The organism is Nitrospira sp., from assembly GCA_024998565.1.
In the GTDB taxonomy this organism is placed as follows: Bacteria; Nitrospirota; Nitrospiria; order Nitrospirales; family Nitrospiraceae; genus Nitrospira_A.
In genome coordinates this window covers 73,722-94,510 of sequence record JACOEM010000008.1, presented here as the reverse complement: position 1 = coordinate 94,510, position 20,789 = coordinate 73,722, and the positions used below count along the sequence as shown (strand labels likewise).

General features: G+C 59.3%; 19 protein-coding genes. 15 read left to right on the top strand and 4 right to left on the bottom strand.

From position 1 onward, the window contains the following. Positions 1-90: 90 nt before the first annotated feature. On the bottom strand, positions 91-1,074 hold the full coding sequence (locus H8K11_13835) for an NAD-dependent epimerase/dehydratase family protein (GenBank protein ID MCS6264831.1): 984 nt from the start codon (positions 1,072-1,074) through the stop codon (positions 91-93). Between the two features lie 106 nt (positions 1,075-1,180). Continuing rightward, complete coding sequence (locus H8K11_13830; protein ID MCS6264830.1) at positions 1,181-2,071, bottom strand: polyprenyl synthetase family protein; 891 nt, start codon at positions 2,069-2,071, stop codon at positions 1,181-1,183. A 571-nt stretch (positions 2,072-2,642) separates the two neighbouring features. Here H8K11_13830 and H8K11_13825 point away from each other — a divergent pair. From H8K11_13825 to H8K11_13765, 13 genes are all read left to right on the top strand, one after another. Then, positions 2,643-4,244 carry a site-specific DNA-methyltransferase gene (locus H8K11_13825; GenBank protein MCS6264829.1) on the top strand — a complete coding sequence of 534 codons (1,602 nt, stop codon included), beginning with the start codon at positions 2,643-2,645 and terminating at the stop codon, positions 4,242-4,244. Positions 4,245-4,247: 3 nt separating this feature from the next. Beyond that, on the top strand, positions 4,248-4,841 hold the full coding sequence (locus H8K11_13820) for an ORF6N domain-containing protein (GenBank protein MCS6264828.1): 594 nt from the start codon (positions 4,248-4,250) through the stop codon (positions 4,839-4,841). Then, entirely contained in the window at positions 4,838-7,516 is a 2,679-nt protein-coding gene (locus H8K11_13815) for a DEAD/DEAH box helicase family protein (protein ID MCS6264827.1), read from the top strand. The genes H8K11_13820 and H8K11_13815 overlap by 4 nt, the downstream gene beginning before the upstream one ends. Before the next feature lie 116 nt (positions 7,517-7,632). Beyond that, on the top strand, positions 7,633-7,866 hold the full coding sequence (locus H8K11_13810; GenBank protein MCS6264826.1) for an addiction module protein: 234 nt from the start codon (positions 7,633-7,635) through the stop codon (positions 7,864-7,866). Between the two features lie 548 nt (positions 7,867-8,414). After that, positions 8,415-8,750 (top strand): hypothetical protein, encoded by a 336-nt coding sequence (locus tag H8K11_13805; protein MCS6264825.1) that lies wholly within the window; start codon positions 8,415-8,417, stop codon positions 8,748-8,750. A gap of 175 nt (positions 8,751-8,925) precedes the next feature. Then, on the top strand, positions 8,926-9,300 hold the full coding sequence (locus H8K11_13800) for a hypothetical protein (GenBank protein ID MCS6264824.1): 375 nt from the start codon (positions 8,926-8,928) through the stop codon (positions 9,298-9,300). Between the two features lie 107 nt (positions 9,301-9,407). Next, on the top strand, positions 9,408-10,037 hold the full coding sequence (locus H8K11_13795; GenBank protein MCS6264823.1) for a hypothetical protein: 630 nt from the start codon (positions 9,408-9,410) through the stop codon (positions 10,035-10,037). A gap of 189 nt (positions 10,038-10,226) precedes the next feature. Next, positions 10,227-10,856, top strand: coding sequence for a hypothetical protein (locus H8K11_13790; protein MCS6264822.1), 630 nt, complete (start codon positions 10,227-10,229; stop codon positions 10,854-10,856). 45 nt (positions 10,857-10,901) lie between these two features. Next, positions 10,902-11,963 (top strand): hypothetical protein, encoded by a 1,062-nt coding sequence (locus H8K11_13785; protein ID MCS6264821.1) that lies wholly within the window; start codon positions 10,902-10,904, stop codon positions 11,961-11,963. Between the two features lie 375 nt (positions 11,964-12,338). Continuing rightward, positions 12,339-13,451 carry a DUF2914 domain-containing protein gene (locus tag H8K11_13780; GenBank protein ID MCS6264820.1) on the top strand — a complete coding sequence of 371 codons (1,113 nt, stop codon included), beginning with the start codon at positions 12,339-12,341 and terminating at the stop codon, positions 13,449-13,451. 233 nt (positions 13,452-13,684) lie between these two features. Next, on the top strand, positions 13,685-14,581 hold the full coding sequence (locus tag H8K11_13775) for a DUF2167 domain-containing protein (protein MCS6264819.1): 897 nt from the start codon (positions 13,685-13,687) through the stop codon (positions 14,579-14,581). Further along, complete coding sequence (locus tag H8K11_13770; protein ID MCS6264818.1) at positions 14,578-15,288, top strand: site-2 protease family protein; 711 nt, start codon at positions 14,578-14,580, stop codon at positions 15,286-15,288. The genes H8K11_13775 and H8K11_13770 overlap by 4 nt, the downstream gene beginning before the upstream one ends. Positions 15,289-15,314: 26 nt before the next feature. Next, entirely contained in the window at positions 15,315-16,022 is a 708-nt protein-coding gene (locus H8K11_13765) for a hypothetical protein (protein MCS6264817.1), read from the top strand. Between the two features lie 151 nt (positions 16,023-16,173). Here the strand turns inward: H8K11_13765 and H8K11_13760 are convergent, their stop codons facing one another. Then, positions 16,174-16,359 carry a hypothetical protein gene (locus tag H8K11_13760; GenBank protein ID MCS6264816.1) on the bottom strand — a complete coding sequence of 62 codons (186 nt, stop codon included), beginning with the start codon at positions 16,357-16,359 and terminating at the stop codon, positions 16,174-16,176. 153 nt (positions 16,360-16,512) lie between these two features. On the opposite strand from H8K11_13760, the gene H8K11_13755 reads away from it, so the two are divergent. Both H8K11_13755 and H8K11_13750 read left to right on the top strand, forming a co-directional pair. Beyond that, positions 16,513-16,956, top strand: a complete 444-nt coding sequence (locus H8K11_13755; protein MCS6264815.1) for an S-adenosylmethionine decarboxylase — start codon at positions 16,513-16,515, stop codon at positions 16,954-16,956. Positions 16,957-17,018: 62 nt separating this feature from the next. Further along, a complete protein-coding gene (locus tag H8K11_13750; protein MCS6264814.1) occupies positions 17,019-17,363 on the top strand; it encodes an SCP2 sterol-binding domain-containing protein in 345 nt (114 codons plus the stop codon). Between the two features lie 197 nt (positions 17,364-17,560). Here H8K11_13750 and H8K11_13745 read toward each other — a convergent pair whose 3' ends face one another. Further along, complete coding sequence (locus H8K11_13745; protein ID MCS6264813.1) at positions 17,561-20,743, bottom strand: efflux RND transporter permease subunit; 3,183 nt, start codon at positions 20,741-20,743, stop codon at positions 17,561-17,563. Positions 20,744-20,789 lie beyond the last annotated feature (46 nt).

Sequence of the window (20,789 nt, the reverse complement as noted above, 5' to 3'; positions counted from 1 at the left end):
CCCGAGCTGCCGGGACAGCTCTTTCTCCCTGGGTACGTAGAGGATCTTGTCCAGCCGAGAACGCAGTTGGGAGGCTTTTTCAGCATTCGCCTACACGTAGCCATGTGATCGGAACCACCGCACCGCCTTTTCCAGCGCAACCTCGACCGGTGTTTGGGGCAGGCCGAGCTCCCGGATCGCCTTACTGCAATCGTAATGCATCTTGTACTTGGCCATCTTCACCCCTTCGAGCGGAATGCGCGGGGGCACCCCCGTAAGGTTTGAGATCCACTGATTCGCATAGGCCAGCGGCAGAATGGCGAGGCGCGGGAGTTTGATGGTCGGGGCCTTCACCCCGGTGATCCGGCTGAGGATCTGGAACACGTCGTTGAGGAGCAGATTCTTGTTGCCGAGAATATAGCGTTCGCCCTGCCGGCCCTTCTGCATGGCGAGCAGGTGGCCTTGGGCCACGTCGTCCACGTCGATCAGGTTCATGCCGGTTTCGATGTAGGCGGGCATGCGGCCCTTCATGAAGTCGACGATGATCTGGCCGGTGGGAGTGGGTTTCACGTCTGCTTCGCCGACCGGTGCGCTGGGGTTCACGATCACGACCGGCAGGCCTTCGCGCGCAAGTTTCAACACTTCCTGCTCGGCCAGATACTTCGAACGTTTGTAATGGCCGGCCATCTGCTCCAGCGACACCGGCGTCTCTTCCGTTCCCAATCCCCCGCCCGGCGGCAGGCCGATTGCGCCGATGGTGCTGCAGTAGACGGTTCGTTCGATGCCGACTTCGCGGGCCGCCTCCAGTAGGGTTCGCGTGCCGGTGACGTTGATGTCGTAGAAGATCGACGGGTCTTTTGCCCAGAGAGCGTAATGGGCCGCCACGTGATAGAGCTGCCGGCAACCGCTGAGGGCACGCCGGAGCGACTCGGGGTTGCGTAGGTCTCCATCAACCTGCTCGACGGGGAGTCCGGTGAGGTTTTGGAGGTCTGCACCTTTTCGAGCGAGCACGCGGACTTCGACCCCACTCTTGAGCAGGGCCCGCGCCACAGCCCCGCCGACAAACCCTGTTGCGCCGGTGACGAGAGCTTTCATGGGGAAGACGTAAAAAGTGAAACGGCCAAGGTGAAAGGTATGTTGGGAGAGATGATGGTCTGGACGAGGGGGTCGCGTTTCACGTCTTACGTTTCACGCCTCACGGTTAATTTTTCCGCGAGGTGATATACCGGGCTAGTTCGCGGAGTGGATCGGCTTTTGTGCCGAAGGAGGCAAGCCGGTCATTGGCGCGAGTGACGCACTCTTCCGCCAGTTGCTTGGCTCCCTCGACGCCGTAAAACGTCGGGTAGGTTTTTTTGCCGCGTTGGGCGTCGGTGTTGGGATTCTTGCCGAGTTCCTCACGCGTGCCGGTGACGTTCAGCACATCGTCGGCGATTTGGAAGGCCAGGCCGATCTGTTCGGCATAGAAGGTCAGGTCGTCGAGTTGTGCGGGCGTCGCCCCGGCCGTAATCGCGCCCATCCGCACGGCCGCTCGAATGAGCATCCCGGTCTTGTGTTTGTGGATGGATTGCAATGTGGCGAGGTCGATGTCCTTGTTTTCGGCCTGAATGTCGAGGACCTGCCCGCCCACCATGCCGAGATTGCCCGATCCGATAGCCAGTTCACGGATCAGCTGAACCTGGCGCGCGGCATCGAGATTGTGCTCGGCATTCGCGCGGGCGCAGAGTTCGAAGGCCATGGTCAGCAGCGCGTCGCCGGCCAGGATCGCCATCGCTTCGCCGTAGACTTTGTGGTTCGTCGGTTTCCCGCGGCGAAAATCGTCGTTGTCCATCGCCGGGAGATCGTCGTGAATGAGGGAATAGGTGTGGATCAATTCCAGTGAGGACGCAACGGGCAAAACAGCCTTGCCAGCGTGGCCGACCGCTTCGGCGGCGGCAATGGCCAGAATGGGCCGGACCCGTTTCCCACCTGCGAACAGGCTGTACCGCATGCTCTCATGCAGCGTCGTGGGCATGGTTTCGGCACTCGGAATGACCGATTGCAGATACTGATCCACCTCCTCGCGTTTCCGTTCGAGGTACTGGCGGATGTCCAGACCGGTCGGGGTCAGTTGGCCCGTGGGGCTCATGCCGGAGTGCTCAGGGGGCTGTGCGTCTTCATGTGCGCGAGAGAGTAACAAAGGGGTTCGGGGAGTGTCAAACGGGGAGCGGGAGGGTGGCCTGTTAGTCTCCTGGAAGACACGGCCGGCTCACCGTCTCGCCGGCGTGCGCAACCGTGACGCTCGTTATTCCTCGCGTCGCGCACCTCGCAGACCGCGCACGATCAGAATGTGCTCGGTCGATGGCGCGCAGTAGGAGACCAACCAGACCACCCTCCCTAAAGGGGAAGCAAGCGAGCTTGGAAGGATTGTCATGATGTACGGGGAGGGCCGGCGTCCGGCATCCTCTTGCTCGCGGAACGCGCGCCCTAGGAAGGGCCTCGTTCGACGCGCGCAGTTGAGGATCGCCGGACGCCAGCCCTGGGGGAGAGGTTCGGGCAAGCTTGGAGGGCCATTAAGATGAGTTGGATGAATGAAACGGAGATGCATCTGCTTTGATAGCGGGCTTGGTTGATTTCCCGATGGGAAACGGGTATCCCTCAGCGGCTCAGGCTCAGAGGACTGTTGCATGCCCACGTTGAATTGGATCGGAAAAGAGGCGGTGGTCAACCACCACCGGCAGGTGCCGTTTCATCTGCTGAAGGATGTGCCGGATCTCGCGTGCGGCGAGCCGGGCGAGGGCAACCTCATCGTGCAGGGTGACAACCTGGTAGCCCTAAAAGCGTTACTTCCCTATTACGCAGGGCAGGTGAAGTGCATCTACATCGACCCGCCGTACAACACGGGCAACGAGAATTGGGTCTACAACGACAATGTGAACAGCCCGTTAATGCGAGAGTGGCTCGGCAAGGTCGTCGGCAAAGAGGGCGAAACGCTCGATCGCCATGACCGCTGGCTCTGCATGATGTATCCGCGGCTCGCGCTGTTGCGGCAGTTTCTGCGGCAAGATGGTGTGATTCTAATAAGCATCGATGATCATGAATATGAACGCCTAAAGTTGACAATGAACGAAACTTTTGGTGCTGAAAATCACGTTGCAACATTTATTTGGAAGCGGCGAACGGCCACGGACAGCCGAAACCTAAATGGCATTTCAGGCGATCACGAATATATTCTGTGCTACCAACGAACTGCAGGGTTCCGTGTGCAAGGTCAAGCTAAGGACCTTGGCAAGTACACGAATTCCGACAATGATTCGCGCGGTCCTTGGATGAGTGACAACTTAACTGGGTTAGCGAATCCTGCCGAGCGCCCCAATCTTCACTATGAAATCGTCAATCCGAAGACGGGCATAAGCTATAAGCCTCACCCATCCCGAGGATGGCTTTACGGGCGAGAGCGCATGGCAGAACTTATCGAAGACAACCGAATTTTATGGCCACGGAAGCGGGAAGGACGTCCCAGGCTTAAGCGGTTCATATCGGATATGCAATCTGCAACGACAGGGTTTTCGACGGTATTAGACGCACCAGGCAATGTTGTGGCAACGAAGGAACTCGCAGAGATAATGGGGCCGAAGGCCTTTGCCTTTCCAAAACCGTCGCAACTTATTGGCCTCCTTATCGAGCAGGCAACAAGCCCTGGTGATCTAATTCTTGACTCCTTCGCTGGTTCCGGGACGACAGGACATGCCACATTGACGTTGAACAACGCCGCTCAGGATACAGAGCCGCGCCGCTTCATCCTTGTCGAAATGGAGCCGCAGATCGCCAGCGACATTACTGCCGAACGGGTACGCCGGGTCTCGGAGGGCTACAAGAATGCCAAGGGGGAGAAAGTCGAAGGCCTCGGCGGCGGGTTCCGCTACTGCGAGTTAGGAGAGCCGCTGTTCGATGAGAGCGGCAAGATCCGTGAGACTGTGAGCTTTGCCGATTTGGCAAGGCATGTCTATTTCACCGAAACGGGCGAGCCCTTGCCGCGTGGGCGTGTGACCAAGTCGCCGTTCCTGGGTGAGTGTCGCGGCGTGGGGGTCTATCTGCTCTACAACGGCATCCTCGACGATAAAAGTGCTCAAGGGGGCAACGTGCTGACCCGCGCAGTGTTGGCGAAACTTCCGAAGTTCGACGGGCAGAAAGTGATCTATTGTGCCGGCTGCCTGTTGGGGAAAGACCGGCTGCAGGCGGAGCGGATTCTGATCAGGCAGACGCCCTACGAGATCAAGGTGAGTTGACGCATGGCTACTCGCAAGAAATCGCCCCCGCATGGTCCCCTGGAGCCGTTGATTCTTGTCATCAGGAATCAGCGCGTGATTCTTGATGCCGACTTGGCTCGCCTCTATGGAGTAACGACAAAACGATTCAATGAGGCATTCAAACGGAACCGACAGCGGTTCCCGCATGATTTCGCCTTTCAACTGACGACTACTGAGTTCGGCAACTTGAGGTCGCAATTTGCGACCTCAAGTTTGCAACATGCTGAATCGACGGAGGTTCATCCGAGGTGGTCACAGATTGTGACCACCTCCCACGGCGGGCGTCGGTATTGCCCCTGGGCTTTCACGGAACATGGTGCCGTGATGGCCGCGAACATTCTTCGCAGCGAGCGGGCGGTCCAGATGAGTGTGTTTGTGGTGCGGGCGTTTGTCCGCCTGCGCGAGCATGTTGCCGCGAATCACGCCATTCTGAAACGTTTGGCCGAAATCGATCGCACGTTGCTAGAGCACGACACGGCCTTGCTGGATGTCTACGAGAAGCTGTTGCCGCTGTTGCAGCCGCCTCCGGATGCTCCCACACGCCGCATCGGCTTTCAGTCGAAGGGCAAGGCGTGATTACGCTCAAAGACTATCAGGAGCGGGTATTAGAGTCGTTAGGTGACTTCTTTCGCCTCACTGCCCAGACCAAAAATCCGGAGATCGCCTTTCGGGAAGTCACGCGCCGATTCGGTGAGGCAGCGCCCTACTTTCCGGTCTCGGCTGCAGGGCTTGGGCCGGACATGCCCTATGTCTGTTTGCGCGTACCGACCGGGGGCGGCAAGACCTTGCTCGCCTGTTATGCGGCTGGATTGGCTCAGCGCCAGTTCATGCGGGCCGAGCGAGCGGTGGTGCTCTGGTTGGTGCCGAGCAATACGATTCTGGATCAAACGGCGGATGCGTTGCGCGATCCACGCCATCCGTACCGCCGTGCGCTGGAATTGGCGTGCGGGGCGGTCGAAGTGATGACCATCGACGAGGCATTGCGTTTGTCGCGTGCAGCTGTCGACGGGCAAACGGTGGTGATCGTGTCCACCATTCAATCGTTTCGCGTCGAGGACACGACCGGGCGCAGGGTCTACGACCAAAACGGCGCGTTTTCCGAACATGTGATGAATGTGCCTCCCGACCGCCTTGGGGACCTATTCCCCGGTGTGGACGGAAAGCCCAAACCATCGTTGGTCAACGCGCTGCGGCTTCGGCGGCCGATCGTGATCGTGGATGAGGCGCACAATGCCCGGACCGATCTGTCCTTTGCGACGCTCGGCAACGTCCTGCCCTCGTGCATCGTCGAGTTTACGGCGACGCCGGCACGCGAAAAGACTCCGTCCAACGTGCTGCATCGTGTCTCGGCGGCGGAACTCAAAATGGCGCAGATGGTCAAGTTGCCGTTGCGGGTGGTCACCAGACACCCGAGTCAGCGGGACCAACTGCTGGCGGAAGCCCTCACGCTTCGGGCCGATCTGGAAAGGCTCGCCGCCCTGGAAGGGCAGCAGACGACCGAATATATCCGTCCCATTCTTTTGATTCAGGCTGAGCGGGTCGATGCCTGTGAACCGCTGCGTGAGCGGTTGGTGCGCGAGTTCGGGCTTTCAAACGACGAGGTGAAGATTTCCGTCGGCAGGCTCGATGAACTCAAAGGGGTGAAGGATATCGCCTCGCCGAAGTGCCCGGTTCGGGTGATCATCACGGTGGAGAAATTGCGCGAGGGGTGGGATTGCCCCTTTGCCTATGTGCTCTGCAGCTTGAAAGAGACCTGGTCGGCCACGGCGATTGAGCAAATTGTCGGGCGCATTCTTCGCCTGCCGAATGCGCAGGCGAAGCGGCATCCTGACCTGAATTGCGCCTATGCCTTCTCCGTTTCGGATTCGATTACAACAGTATTGGCGGAGCTGCGCGAGGCATTGGAACACAATGGGTTTACGAAGGCAGAGGCCGAACGGATCATTCTTTCCGTGCCGCAAGGCACGCTGCCGCTTGGTGTGCAACCGCAGACTGTGACCGTTGGTCCTGACGAGATCGATCCCACAGTCGTCCAGGTCCAGGAGCCCGCGCTTGGCGGAAAGGTGCGGATCGATGCCGCCAGCGGCGCCATCACCATAGTCGTGCCGCTCGACCACGATGACCTGGAAAAGGTGCAAAGCTGTGTCACGACTCCGGGCGCCAAAGCCAGGCTCGCGGAAGCCGCGGAGATGGTCCGTCAGGCGGAGCAAGCCTTCGGCGGAACTGGAAAGCCGAGAAAGCCCTCGCCGTATGAGCAGCAGTTAGACTTTCTTGTGCCGCTGCTCTGCTTTGCCGAGAACGGCATGCTGTACGAGTTCGAAAGCACCTTTTTGCTCGACCACCCCTGGAAGCTGAGCGAGAAGGATGCGTCGTTGCCTGCGGCGTATAACCCGCTGGCTCGTCCGTATGGAAAGGTTGGGGTGATCGATGTCGGACAGAAGGGTGATGTCCAGACGACGCTGCTGGGCGATACAGGCGATGCCGATTTTGTCGGCACGCTGCACCAACAGATGTTTCACTTCAGCGGTCAAGACGACTGGCCCTTAGAAAGGCTCGTCGCCTGGCTGGATCGGGAAATCGATCACCACGACATTCCCGTCGGGGAATCGGCAGAGTTTCTTCGGAAGGTTATTCGTGGACTGATGGCGAAGTATGGGATTGCGGACATCGGTGCTCTGGCGCTCGATCGATTCCGGCTCCGCGATGAGATTGCGGCGCGGATTCAGGACCATCGGGAGGGTGAGCGGAAGGCGTCTTTTCAGCTGCTGCTTCTTTCCGACTCACCGCTCACTGTGACCGAAGAGCGCACGATGAATTTCAAGACTATGGGCTATGAGCCAAGCCGCGTGTATGAGGGCGGCTTTCAGTTTCAGAAGCATTACTTCGGACCCAAGCCCGGTGAGTTGACGGAAAAGACGGCCGAAGGGCGGATCACAGAAGAGTTTCAATGTGCGCAGTTTCTCGATGGACTGCCGCAGGTGAGATTCTGGGTGAGAAATCTTGCACGCAAATCGACTTCCTTCCGGCTGCAAACATCCAAGGACTGGTTCTATCCTGATTTTCTGTGTCAACTGACGGACGGCCGTACGCTGGCGGTCGAATATAAGGGAAAACATCTCTTCGACGGTGTCGATGCCGAAGAGAAACGAGCGGTTGGAGAGATATGGGCCTCCCGGAGCGATGGTCGCTGTCTCTTCGTGATGCCGACCGACGGCGATTTTTCAACGATTCGTAAGATGCTGGACGCATAACCCACGATCACGATACCGGTCTCAGGAGGGGCATGGGTTGCAGAGAATTCCGGCAGGTTGTAGAGTTTTCCAAAGCAGCGTAGGGTTTCTGAGACATTTTTCAAGGAGTGGAGCCGATGACGACCCTTGCCCTGACTATTGAAAAACAGGCCCGGAAGCTTTCGCCGACTGAGCGTGAACGGTTGGCTGAGCGACTCATGGCAGGGATGACCGGCGAACGCCTGACCTCAGTGGACGAAGCCTGGGTCGCAGAGGCAGAACAACGATATTCCGCCTGGAAGCGAAAGCTTACTAAGCCGCTGTCAGTCGCCAAGTCGTTGCGCGATATCCGCAAGAGACTCCATCTATAAACCTAGTAATCTTCTAGTGTTTCCCCTCGCCCCTATTTCCCCTGGAGGGTGGCCTGGTGGTCCCCCAACTGCGCGCGTCCAACGAGGGCCTTCCGAGGCCGCGCGTTGCGCGAGGTGCGCGACGCGAGGAATAACGAGCGTCACGTTTGCGCACGCCGGCGAGACGGTGAGCCGGCCGTGTCTTTCGGGGGATCACCGGGCCAACCCTCCCTCCTCTCCCTCCTTGTTTTTTCTTCGAGCCCTTCGCTATACTCCCGCCCTATGAGTATTCGTAAAGCTGCTGGTGAGTGGGAGCCCATGCTGCTGGGGATCGAGCCTCGGAACTGCAAGGTGTGCCAGCAGGGTCTCTACCGTGATAAGACGATGTTGCGCGGCGGCTGGTCGCGTTGCGCGGTGTGCGATGAGTTTGTGCACTATAGTTGTCTGGCCAGCGGGAGGATCAGATTCCTCAAGCAGCGTCCGCGCATTTGCAAAACCTGCCGGACTGCTGAGGAACAGGCGAAGCAAACCGTTCCGCCGCCCTCAAGCCAACCCGCACCAGTCGGGTCATGACCCTCTTACTCGATCCGCAGCAACGATCCACCAGACCTGTCTGGCACGTCTACTTTTCCCACACCCTTCGCTATGTGCTTGCGCCGCTCCTGTTTATCTCGAGCGGCTTCTTTACGGCCAATTTCATCGTGAGCGGGCACTACACCTGGCCTCGTACGAGCCGGGTCTTCGTGCTGACCCTCACGCTGCTGATTCTTGCCTACGAGTTCATTTACAAAGATCACACCGTTCGATCGACCTCGCCGGAGCGAGCCTTCAATGCCGTGCTGTATTCCTGTATGATTCCCTACGCCCTTGGAGTGCTCATGATGCTGGGGTTGGCGAAGCTGTAGCGGCAGGTTGAAGCGTAAAACGTGAAACGTAAGACGTGAAGCGTATCTCAGGGGATAAGAGCGTATGGTTGATGGCTTATAGCTGATAGCAAGTACCCCCACTCTCGATTTCTTGCCTTCCGCTATAAGCTATACGCCATAGGCTCTTTTGGCCCTTCTGTTCTATTAGGTGGCTATGGGGCAGCGATTTCAAAGCGGCGCCTTCGTACAACAGTGCTTCGCCGTCCATCCTCTCTGCCTGTCGCTCAAGCGCATCGACGAGGAGGGGCGGCTGATCATCGCCTGCACGTCCTGCCGCATGATGCATCACATGGCACCGAACCAGGTGGTGGCGCGGGTGGCGGCGGTGCCGGTTGACGGCGACATGTCGGGCGCCAAGGCGCTCCCGACGGCGAAGGAACTGTTGGAGGCCTGCCTTCAGGCGCATCCCGTGTCCGTCACCATTCGCGAATTGGATGTCATCCGGGACAGCGTAGGCCTGCGTTGCGCCGACTGTCGCCGGATATTCGATTTGCAGGTGTCGGTGTTTGAATCCCACCAGAAGTCCTAGTCGGATGCTGAAAAAGTCCGCCGGTCTCTCGCACAACAGCCCTGAAACGTGAAATGTAAAACGTGAAACGTACCTTGCCGGACCCGACCCGTCTTGGAACACGAACGATGGCTTTTCCGTCACAAGACTCCTCGCTGACACCCGCTGAACTTACCTTGGTCGCGGACGGGGAGCTGTTTCGTGCCAAGGAACGTATCATCCTCAAGGTGCGCGATCTGCTCACCGAACTCCAGGCCGGGTTGCAGGAAGAGCTGAGCCGGGCCGCGCTGCTGGTGCCGCCAGGGTTCGATCCCTCAAAAATGCAGGTTGTGAAGGGCGAACGGCTTGAAGAATGCCCCTACCAATATCTGGATTATCCCAAACACTTCCTCGGGGACGACAAGTTCACCTTTCGCTCGCTCTGCTGGTGGGGCCACCATCTCGTCTTCGCCATGATTGTGGAAGGGGGGCAGGTCAAACAGTGCAAGAAGAACTTCTTCGATCGATTCCACCAGCTGGCCGGTCAGGGGTTGGAGTTGTCCCTTGCTCCCACGTTCTGGGAATGGAAGCGGGGCGAAGGTTATACCCTGCCGATTACTCACGACCGCAAGGCTCAATTGGCGGCGGTCTTGTCCGGTCGGGCCTGGTTCAAGATTGCCCGGTTCGTGCCGCTGGATCAGCCGGCCATGGCCGAGGGGCGTTTGCCGGAGGTGGGCCGTGCAACCTTCCGGAGTCTCCTGCCGCTCCTGACGCCTTGATCGGCCCTGCAGTCGACTCTTTCCGGCGGTGGGTTTTCTCCGCCATCGGCATTCAGCGAGCAGCTTACGCGCGTTGATGCTGGGCCTCCTTCCCGTTTGTCATCCGGCTGCGAGTTGGGTAGACTGTGCGCGTCTTTGGGAAGGTCACTTACTGACAGGGAGGGATGTGTGATTGCACAGGGATGTCGCATGGTAGGTCAGTGTTGTGTCGCACTGGGTTTGGCCCTGCTCTTGGGCTGTGCCGGAACCGGAGAAATGGTTTCGCTGAATCTTCAGACGCAACAGCCGTTCGCACAGAGCAGCCAGACTGAGCCGTTGAAGATTGTGATCGAACCGTTTGAGGATTTGCGCACCGACCGGTCGAAGATCGGGCAACGCACCCATTTGGGCGGCGGGGTCACGAATTTCAATGTCAGCGGAGGCGCGCCGGGAGTGACCATTGCCGAAGCGCTGGCCGAAACGTTGCGCGTGCGGGGATGGAACCGCCGCGGATGGGATGCGCGCGTCGTGCAGGCGGGCGTCGGAGTGTCAGGCGCGGATATCGTGATCGGGGGCGAAATCCGGGACTTCTCGACGAACGCGAAAAGCCGGGTGTTCAATACCAAATTGACCGGCGAAAGCCGGCTGGTCGTCAAGGCCAGGAATCTCGCGGACGACAGCAGCACCGTGCGCAATATTCAGGGCGAACAGACCAAGCTGGTGTTCTGGTTCACCAGCGAAGATGTGGAAACGCTCATGTCCGGCCTCCTGCAAGACGGGATTGAGCGGTTTATCACCGATACCAAGATCGAGGGCCGCACGCTGAAGTCAGCCAAGTGACGCGGTGCGGGTTCGGCCGTCGCGTGCAGAGTGCGGAGGGTCGTTGTGCGTGAACGGCGGTGGGAGACCTCGGGCCGATTGACCTTTCGAGAGGTGCTGGCGGTCGGGGAGCGGCTGACGGCCCTGGGCCTGAAGCCCGCGCATCCCGCCAGGGATGTGATTTGCTATGTGGAGGATTGGGCCGTCGATTCTCCCGATGCGTTCGATCAGCTCGATCACTGGGCGACGGAAGACGTCACGCTCCTGCATATTCGCGAGGCCTGGCAGGGCGATTTTTTCCTGCTCGCCGGCGGGTACCATACGGTTTATCAGCGGTTTCAGGACGTCGGCACCTACTGCTCCATCAGCCATCCCTGGCGTACGAAACCGGGGCTCAGATTTCACCATCCCGCGTGCATGTTCTGGCTGGGCTTCCGGCATAACCATGCTTTTATCCGCGTGCGCCTGCATACCCAGGAGGTGGTGACGCCGGGGGAAACACGTGAGGATGCGCGGCGGGTGGAATGGATCGATGAGCGGCGGGCGATCTTTCTCGACGCCATCGGGACGTTGGATCTGCCGGTGGAAACCTCCGTGGAGAAGGATAGCCTGGTGTTGAGGCCGGCAGATCCGGCAACGCCGTTTTTCTGTTCCTGGCCGGATGCTTTCGGCCCCTGTCAGTTCGAATACAACTCCCTGGATGCCTACGAGTTTCTCGTGCCGGCGAGCCGGTTGGCGGCCACCTTTGCGCCGCAGCCGGCCGGTGTGCGTGCCTACCTGACGGGTTTTTCGGAGCCGGCGTTGGAGGCGTTTGCCGCGGTGCAACCTGGCGCCCGTTCGGTGTACCGCTGTTCCGTGCATTGCGCGTTGGGCGAATTGCCGGAAGTGCTTGCTACGATCGAGCCGCAGGGACGCTTGTATAGCACGCTCTGTGAATTCCAGACGCAGGAGTTGATGCCGGAGGGCGGCGACGCGTCAGCCATCATTGGAATCGTCGGCACTGCGGGAGGCTTTCAACTGGAGGCCCGCTTGAATCGCGCGCCCTTGCCTGAAGAACATATGGCTGCGTGGCTGGAACGTCTGCTGGGGTATGATGTGACGTATGCGCCGCTCCCTCCCTTCATCTGACAGGATCCTGAAAACGGTTCCCGGCGGCGTTCTCGCTTCGTTCCAGGGCTCGACGTACGAGGCAGAGTACGCCTCGCCCTCTCACTCGCTGCGGCCTTGCCGGACAACCGTTTTGAGTATCCTGTATTGTCGTCGGCAGCTGAACATGGCCCCCAGCTGCGTTCTCAGATCGAAAGCATCCTCGACGTACCGCAAAGGGTACGCCTGCGGTTCCTTCTCCCTTGCGGCCTTGCCTGGATGACCATGTTGAGCTGCCGGTTGTCATTGATCAAAGCGGGTGTTCGTGACCCGTCATTGAATTGATCCACTTGCTGACTTCTGCGATCAATTCCTCTCTTCGTTTGACAATCGCCTGCGTCTCCTGAAATCTAGCACATGGTCTCATTGCAACGATTCCAATCGGTATTGGGCAAGCCCTACCTGCCGCCACTGTTTTTCTTCAGCGGAGTGACCTACGACACGCTGGTGTTGACGCGGATCGACCGTCTGCGGGACAACCTGCTGCTGTTGGCGTACCTGAGCCTGCTGGGTTTTCTGATCGTGCTGACCGGGCGCTTGGGAACACAGGAAGCCACGGTCGACGACCTCCCGCCGGATGCGCCGTTCTTCATGAAATGGGTCGTGCAGGCCAAACCCTATGCCCCGATGGCCATTCAGTTCCTGTTGGGCGGCCTCTTCAGCGCCTACGCGATCTTCTATTCCAAGAGCGCGACCTTCGCCGGCACGGCCGTGTTTTTCTGCCTGTTGGTGGCGTTTCTGGTGGCCAACGAATTTCTCCGCAGCCGGTTGTCGAACGTGCAATTGCTGGTGAGTCTCTACGCCCTCGTCTGTTTCGCATTTTTTACCTTCTTCTTCCCGGTGATGACCGGCTGGATGAATGCGGCGGTCTTTCTGGCCGGAGCGGCGGTCACCGTGCTGGTGGTCCTGCGCGTCGTACAGTTGATCTATTGGAACAACTCAGATCGTTCGACTCGTGAGGCGATGTGGGCCGGTGCGCCGGCCCTCGGCCTGATCGGGCTGTTGGTCGGGTTCTATTTTTTGAATTGGATTCCACCGGTGCCGCTCTCGCTCAAGTTCGGCGGGATGTATCACGAGGTGAAGCGTTCGGGTGACCGGTATGAACTGAGTTTTGAGAAATCCTGGTACGAAGTGTGGAAGAGCTCAGACAGCGTCCTCCCGGCCGACGATCCCGTCTATTGTTTTACGGCCGTGTTCGCGCCGGTCGCGCTCAAGACCACGATCTATCATCACTGGTATTACCGCCCAGACGCCGGTCAACCGTTCACCGATGCCGACCGCATCCCGCTCAAGATTTCCGGTGGACGTGAGGGAGGGTATCGCGCCTACACCTTCAAGGAGGGGCTTGATCCGGGGGATTGGCGGGTCGATGTGGAAGCCGAAGATGGTCGCGTGATCGGCCGGGTGGCGGTCAAGGTGTTGGACAAGACGACGGTCGGGCCGCTGTCATTGACCACGGTGGTGTACTGACCGGCCAATTGGAGTCGCACGTGCGACGGAGTAAGGGACTGAGGCTACTTGATGAACAGGAGAGGCCGGCGCCCGGGCTCGATATTCAGACGGCCCCAACTCGTTTTGAATCCGGCTGTGCGACGAATACGATAAGATGATCCAGTCATGATCGTACAATTTCGACAGCGATCATGTGTTTCTCTTGTTTCCGCATGCCAAGATATAAATAGGCGGTAGAAGGAGGTCTGATTATGGTGGGGCATCAGTTGAGGCTCATGGCGGTGATCGTTCTGGCGCTATGCGCGTGGACGCTGCCCGCCATCGCGGATGAGCCGAAACCGTCCGCGCTTCCCTGGCTGGTGGGGCCCGCCGAAGCGAAGTTGGGCGATCAGGCTCTGTTGAAACTTCCTCAGGGGTATCGGTTCCTTGGTGGACCAGAGACGCAACAATTGTTGAAGCAAATGGGGAACTTCCCGTCCGGCTCGGAGCTCGGTTTGGTTACGGCGATGGGTGAGGGTGAGCAGTGGTTCATGGTGGTCCGGTATATCGATGCGGGCTATGTGAAGGATGACGAGGCGGCCAATTGGGACGCCGATGCGCTGATGACCTCCATTAAGGAAGGCACGGAAGAAGACAACAAGACCCGCCAGGCGCAAGGGTTTCCCCCGCTGATCATTCGTGGATGGGAAGAAAAGCCGCATTACGACAAGACCGCGAACAAGGTGGTCTGGGCGATCTCGGCGCAGGAGCGAGAATCGGCGGTGGGGGTCAATTACAACACCCTGGCCCTGGGACGGCAGGGGTATCTCAGCATGAATATGGTGGGCGCCCTGGAACAGTTGCCGATGCTGAAGCCGCACGTCGGACTTCTGTTGTCCAATGTGGAGTTTATCGAGGGGAAACGGTATGCCGATTTCGATAGTACCACCGACAAGGTGGCCGCGGTCGGCCTGTCGGCGCTCATCGCCGGCGCGGCGATCAAGTCCGGCCTCTTGGCGAAGCTCTGGGGGTTCATCATTCCGCTGGTGATTGCAGGAAAGAAGCTGTTGATGCTGTTGGTGATTGCGCTCGGCGGATTGGCCGCGAAATACCTCAAGAAGAAACCGCAGGCTGAGCAGCCGGGTGGCGGCGGAGGATTGTCGTCGTGAAAATTCTCCTGCTGCTCCTGGGCGGCCTCAAGCTGGGCAAGATTGCGCTCACCGGCGGGACCATGCTCCTGTCGATGGTGATCTATAGTTTCATCTTCGGCTGGTGGTATGCGGTGGGGTTCGTGCTGCTGATCCTGTTCCACGAGCTGGGGCATTATGCCGCCGCCAAGCAGCGTAACCTCAACGTCGGGGCTCCCACCTTTATTCCGTTCGTGGGTGCCTGGATTCAACTCAAAGAACAGCCGATGGACGTGGAAACCGAGGCCTATGTGGGCATCGCCGGCCCGGTGGCCGGCACGTTTGCCGCCATGGCCTGCTACTACGCGGCAGAATACAGCCACAGTCAATTGCTGTTGGCCCTGGCTTATGCCGGCTTCATGATCAATCTGTTCAACCTCATTCCCCTCTCACCGCTGGATGGCGGGCGCATCACGGCTATTATCTCGCCGAAGGTCTGGTGGCTGGGTGTGCCGATTCTGATCGGGCTCTTTGTCATGAATCAGAGTCCCATGCTGCTGCTGATCGCCATCATGGCTCTCCCTCACCTCATGGCGACCTTCCGGGGCGGTCCCCACGGCCTGCCGGAACGGTACTACGATGTGCCGCTCTCAACCAGGGTGAGCTACGGCCTGTACTACCTCGGGCTGGCGGCGTTTCTTGGTATCATGAGTTATGAAACGCATCTCCTGCTCCCTTCCCGTAACTGATCAACAGTGCTAACGGGTAGATTCCTGTGTACACGTTCACAGCTGAAGTGAGTCGTATTCAGGACCTCACGCACGACGTGCGCGAGATCGAATTGCGCCTCCTGGAGCCGGCCGGCATCACGTTTAAGCCCGGGCAGTTCGTGTCATTCGAAGTGCCGAAGGAGGGACAGCCTCGACCGCTGACCAGGCCCTATTCCATTGCGTCACCGCCGGGTGAGCGGGAGCGGATCCTGCTCGTGCTGAATCTCGTGCAGGGTGGACCGGGGTCGAGTTATCTGTTCGGCTTACGGGTGGGAGCGCGAACTTCGTTCAAGGGGCCGGCAGGGGCTTTCTATTTGCGGGACGATGGGGGAAGAGACCTGTTGTTCGTCGCGACGGGAACCGGCATCGCGCCGATCCGAAGCATGATTCTGGCGCAACTGCAGCGAGCGCCGGACCGGCCGATCACCCTGTTTTGGGGACTTCGCAGTCAGCGGGACTTGTATTGGCAGGAAGAATGGGCGGCGCTGGCCACCGCCCACCCCACCTTTTCCGTCGCGACGACGCTGTCCAGGCCGGAACCCTGGTGGCAAGGTGCCTGTGGGCGAGTGACGACGCTGGTGGAGGAGCGGATGTCCTTCGTCAACAATCTTGCCGTCTATCTTTGCGGCGGGAGCGGAATGATCAAGGACGTGACGGCCCGGCTTCAGGCCAAAGGGCTGTGTCCCATCTATAGAGAGAAATATTACGACTAGCAGGCCGATGAAAGAGGCCGCCAACGGCGTTCTCGCGTCGCTCACTCCTTCGACATACCGGAACAGTATGCCTCAGTCGTTCGCTCGCTGCGGCCTTGTTCACGACCTCTTTGATCGGCCTGGAGGCCTCTCCCCTTCCGAGGCAGGTGACCTACTCAGTCTTGGGGGCGCGCTTGGTGGTATGCTGAAACACGCATTTGGGGCAGGTATAGTGAATGAACTGGCCGCCGGCGACCAGGCGCTTAGTCATGGGGACCTTGCACCAGGTGCAGAGACGTTCCGGCAATTCAGCGGTCGGTGCGGAAGGATTGGATTGGGGTGTCGACGTATCAGCCATGGTCGGCATTCTCGCTAAGGGGTCGAGAGTTTGTCAATGTGCGGGAAGCACGAGAAATTTCGGAGATAAATATTTACAGGGTTTCAAACGTTCAGTATATTGCAAACATGTGTTCCCACTCCCACCATTCCCAACAGAAAGGTCATATCGCATATGCACAACGCAGAAGGTGCCACCTCCGACGACATCTCATCATCTTCAGCCAGGGTTGCTGACTCCGCAGTCCATCCGGACTCTGTCGGACCCGGCAAAGCCTGGGGCATTTGCACCTCCGTTGACCTCCACGATTGCATTCCCGAGCGTATTCGCGACGCCAAACAAATCGAAGCCTACGTTGTGCAGCTCTGCGAACTGATCGAAATGAAGCGGTATGGCGCCTGCCAGATCGTGAATTTCGGAGAAGGCCGCGTGGCGGGCTACAGCATGGTGCAGTTGATCGAGACCTCCTTGATCAGCGGGCACTTTGCCAACGACACCAACAGCGCCTATCTCGATATTTTCAGTTGCAAGGGTTATGAGCCGGCCGTCGTCGAAGAATTCTCCAAGGCCTTCTTCGGCGCCCGTCGTTCGAGCCATCGGGCCATGTTGCGGTACTAGACCAAGGGCACAGATACTTCCGGTTTCCGGCAGGAGGCGTTGTCTTGCCGGAACCTTATGCCATGAATCCGACACCACCTAAAACCGTGCGGGCGTTTTTCTCCACACTCGCGGGTAAACTGGATCCTGAAGCAGCCGAAGGACTGGATGCCGTCTACCAGTTCGACCTGAACGGCGCCGATGGAGGACAATACCAACTGCAGATCCGGGACGGTGTCTGTCAGGTTTCTGAAGGCACCCACCCGGATCCGCATGTGACCCTGGCGATGTCGGGGGAGGATTGTCTGAAGGTGTTGAACGGTCAGGTCAGCGGCACGATGGTGGCCATGACCGGGCGGCTGCGTATCAGTGGTGATATGGGCCTGGCTATGCAGCTGGCCTCTCTCTTTCCCAGTCTCCGCCCCTAACGGGCGACCGAATCCTCCCCCCGTTTTCTCGCACCCATCCTGGTTCGCCGCGCTGTCGAGCATGATCTACAAACCGGCGCTTTCAGGGTCTCGTCGCTCGCCCCCGGCGCATGCCTGCGCGATTCGTTTCACGAACGGCGATGCACGGAAGTGGTGAATGGCGTGAACTTGTCGCCGGCGGAGGGGGCAATCTTTTGCTACGCCGGTTGGGTCGCGGGTGCGTCGGCCTCGGCGTCTGCTCCGGCCAGCTGATCCGCCCGACGCGGGAAACGCTCTTCCAACATGGTATAGACGGTCGGCACGAGGAACAGCGTTAGAATCGTCGAGACCGTGAGTCCTCCCACGACGGCGCGAGCGAGCGGGGCATTGGTCTCGCTGCCGGTGCCGAGCCCAAGGGCCATGGGCATCAGCCCGACCACGGTGGCGAGTGAGGTCATCAGAATGGGGCGGAGTCTGGTGCGCGAGGCCGTGACGACGGCGGCGGCGAGGTCCAGGCCGCGGCGTCGCAGCACATTGGTGTAGTCAACCAGCAGGACCCCGTTGGAGACCACGATTCCCAACATCATGATGATGCCCATGAGGGAGGAGGTGGAGATGGTGGTGTTGGTCAAATAGAGGATGACAATCACGCCGGGGATGCCCATCGGCACGGAAAACATGATGATGAAGGGGTCGATCAGTGATTTGAACTGTGCGGCCATCACCATATACACCAGGATCAATGCCAGGGCGCTGGCATAGGTGAGGCCTTCGAACGTCTCGCGTTGCTGTTGGATTTGACCGGCGAGTCGGATGCTGAATCCCGGCGGGAGCTGCATCTGGGCGAATGCCGACTCCAGGTCCTGGGCAATCGAACCGAGATCCCGGCCAACGGGGTTGGCGGTGATATGGACGACCCGCTGGAAATACTTGCGTTCGATCTTCACGGGCCCGGCGTTCAGCTTCAGCGTCGCCAGGTTCTTGAGCAGGACCGGCTCTCCGTTTTTCGTCGTCAGGAGGACATGCTCGATGGCCGACAGGTCCTTGCGATGTTCTTCCGCGAGCCAGGCGCTGATGTAATATTCATTGCCGTTCTGGGGGTCGGTGAAGATGATCGGGTCGGTCTGGCCGTTCCCGTTTAATGAAAACAGGACGGCGTTGGCCACGTCCGTCTCGCTGATTCCCAGCAGCGCGGCCTTCTCCCGGTCGACAACCACGTTGACCTCGGGGTAGTTTTCCTCCCGGCTGACTTCAATGTCGGCCATGCCTGGAATCTTATGCATGAGGTCCTGTACCTGGTGGATGACGGTGCGGGCCTTTTCGAAGTCGTACCCATAAATTTCGACATCGATGGACTTCTGCGAGCCGAAGCTGGTGACCCGTTTGACCAGGCCTCCCGGATCGAAGAACATCGCGACGCCGGGGAAGAGCTTGATGATCGCCGGTCTGACGGCGTTCATGATCTCGACCTGGTTGCGCCGGCGCTTGTCGGGCGACGCCAAATAGACCGAAATGACCGAGGTGTGCGGGCCGGTGTTGGGATTGAACAGGGACGAGCGTCCTTGAGCCAGCACTCCGGTGCTGGAGGCGATCGCTTCCAGTTCATCCGGGGGGATCTTTTCCCGAAGTACACGCTCGACCTCGGCGACCTGATCGACGGTTTTTTCCACCCGCTGGCCGACCGGCCCGCGAAGCACGATCCGGAACTGGCTTTCGTCCGAGACCGGAAGAAATTCGGTGCCGATGAAGGGCAGCAGCATCAGCGATCCGACGAAAATCGTGACCACGGACACCAGCAAGGTGCGCCGGTGGGCCAGTACCCAGCGCAGGCTGCGTTCGTATCCTTCATCGAGCGCGTCGTACCGGCGCTGGCTCCACTGCATGATGCTCACGAACCAGGAGGGCAAGGAACGGTGCGCCTCCTGTTCCGACTTCAAGAAGCGATAACAGAGCGCGGGGGTCACCGTGCGGGAGACGAAGAACGAGGTGAACAGGGCGATGGCGATCGTAAGGGTCAACGGAATGAGCAGCAGTCGCGCGATCCCGACGATGAAAAACATGGGGAGGAAGACGACGACGGTGGTGACCGTGGAAGCGAAGATCGGCATGGCGACCTCGCGGGCGGCATTGACGATGGCGTCCCACCGGTTCCGGTCGACATTCAAATGGCGTTGAATGTTTTCCAATTCCACGATGGAATCGTCCACCAGCCGGCCGATGCCCAGCGCCAGGCCGCCCATCGTGAAGACATTCAGCGTCTGGTTGGTGAAGTACAGCACGATGAACGTCACGAGAATGGACAGCGGGATGGCAACCGAGATGATCAGCGTGCTGGTGAGGTTTCTGAGGAACAGCAAAATCACCGCCGCCGCGAGCAGCGAGCCATGGAGGGCCTGTTCGATGAGGTTCTTGATCGATTGCCGGATGTAGACCGATTGGTCGAAGGAGATGCCCAATTGCACACCCGGTGGAATGCCGATCATTTTCGGGATCGCCTTCCGCAAGGCATCGACGACTTCCACCGTGTTCGCAATCGGTTGCTTGTTCACCCGCAGGTAGACGGAGCGTTTGCCGTCCGTGCGGACCACGTTGGTTTGAATGTCCGACGAGTCGCTCAGCACGCCGACATCACGCACGCGAACCGGGTTGCCCCGTTGATCGATTTTCACCACGACATCGTTGATGGGCTCCACCGTCTTGAACTGCGTGTTGGTGAAGACGTTGTAGTCGAGGTTGCCGGCTTTGATGTCGCCCGACGGCAGAATCAGGTTGGAGGCCTTGACGGCGTTGACCACGTCCAGAATGGAGAGGCCACGCGCCTGGAGCAGGGCCGGGTCCAGATTGATATTGATCTGCCGGATCTTGCCGCCCTCGACGGTCGCTGCCGCGACGTTGGAGATCTGCTCGATCTGCGGGGCGATCGTGTTGTAGGCCAGGTCGTAGAGTGCCCGTTCGTCCAGATCGCCGCCGGAGGCCGTCACGAAGGCTACGGGAATGTTCGAGACATCGAACTTGACGATGAACGGCTGCAGAATCCCGGGCGGCAGGCTGTTCAAAATCTGGGTGATGCGCTGCATCACTTCCATCTGGCCCACGTTGATGTCCGCGCCCCAGTTGAACCAGACCTGCACCGCGCCGATGCCTTGTTTGGCGAAGGACTCGACATGTTCGACGTTCGAGGCGGAACTGACGGCCTTCTCGATGGGATAGACCACGCTCTGTTCGATGTCGAGCGGGGGCGCCCCCTTATAGATCACTCCGACGAACGCGACCGGGACCTGAATGTTTGGGAAGAGATCGACGGGGAGCCGTTCGAGCGACGTGGCCCCCAGGATGACCATGGCCAGGGACAGCATCAGGATGCCGATGCGGTTACGAAGTGCGAGTAGCGTCAGCCACATAATGGAGACGTGAGCGGTGAAACGTTAGATGTGAAACGAAGTGAGC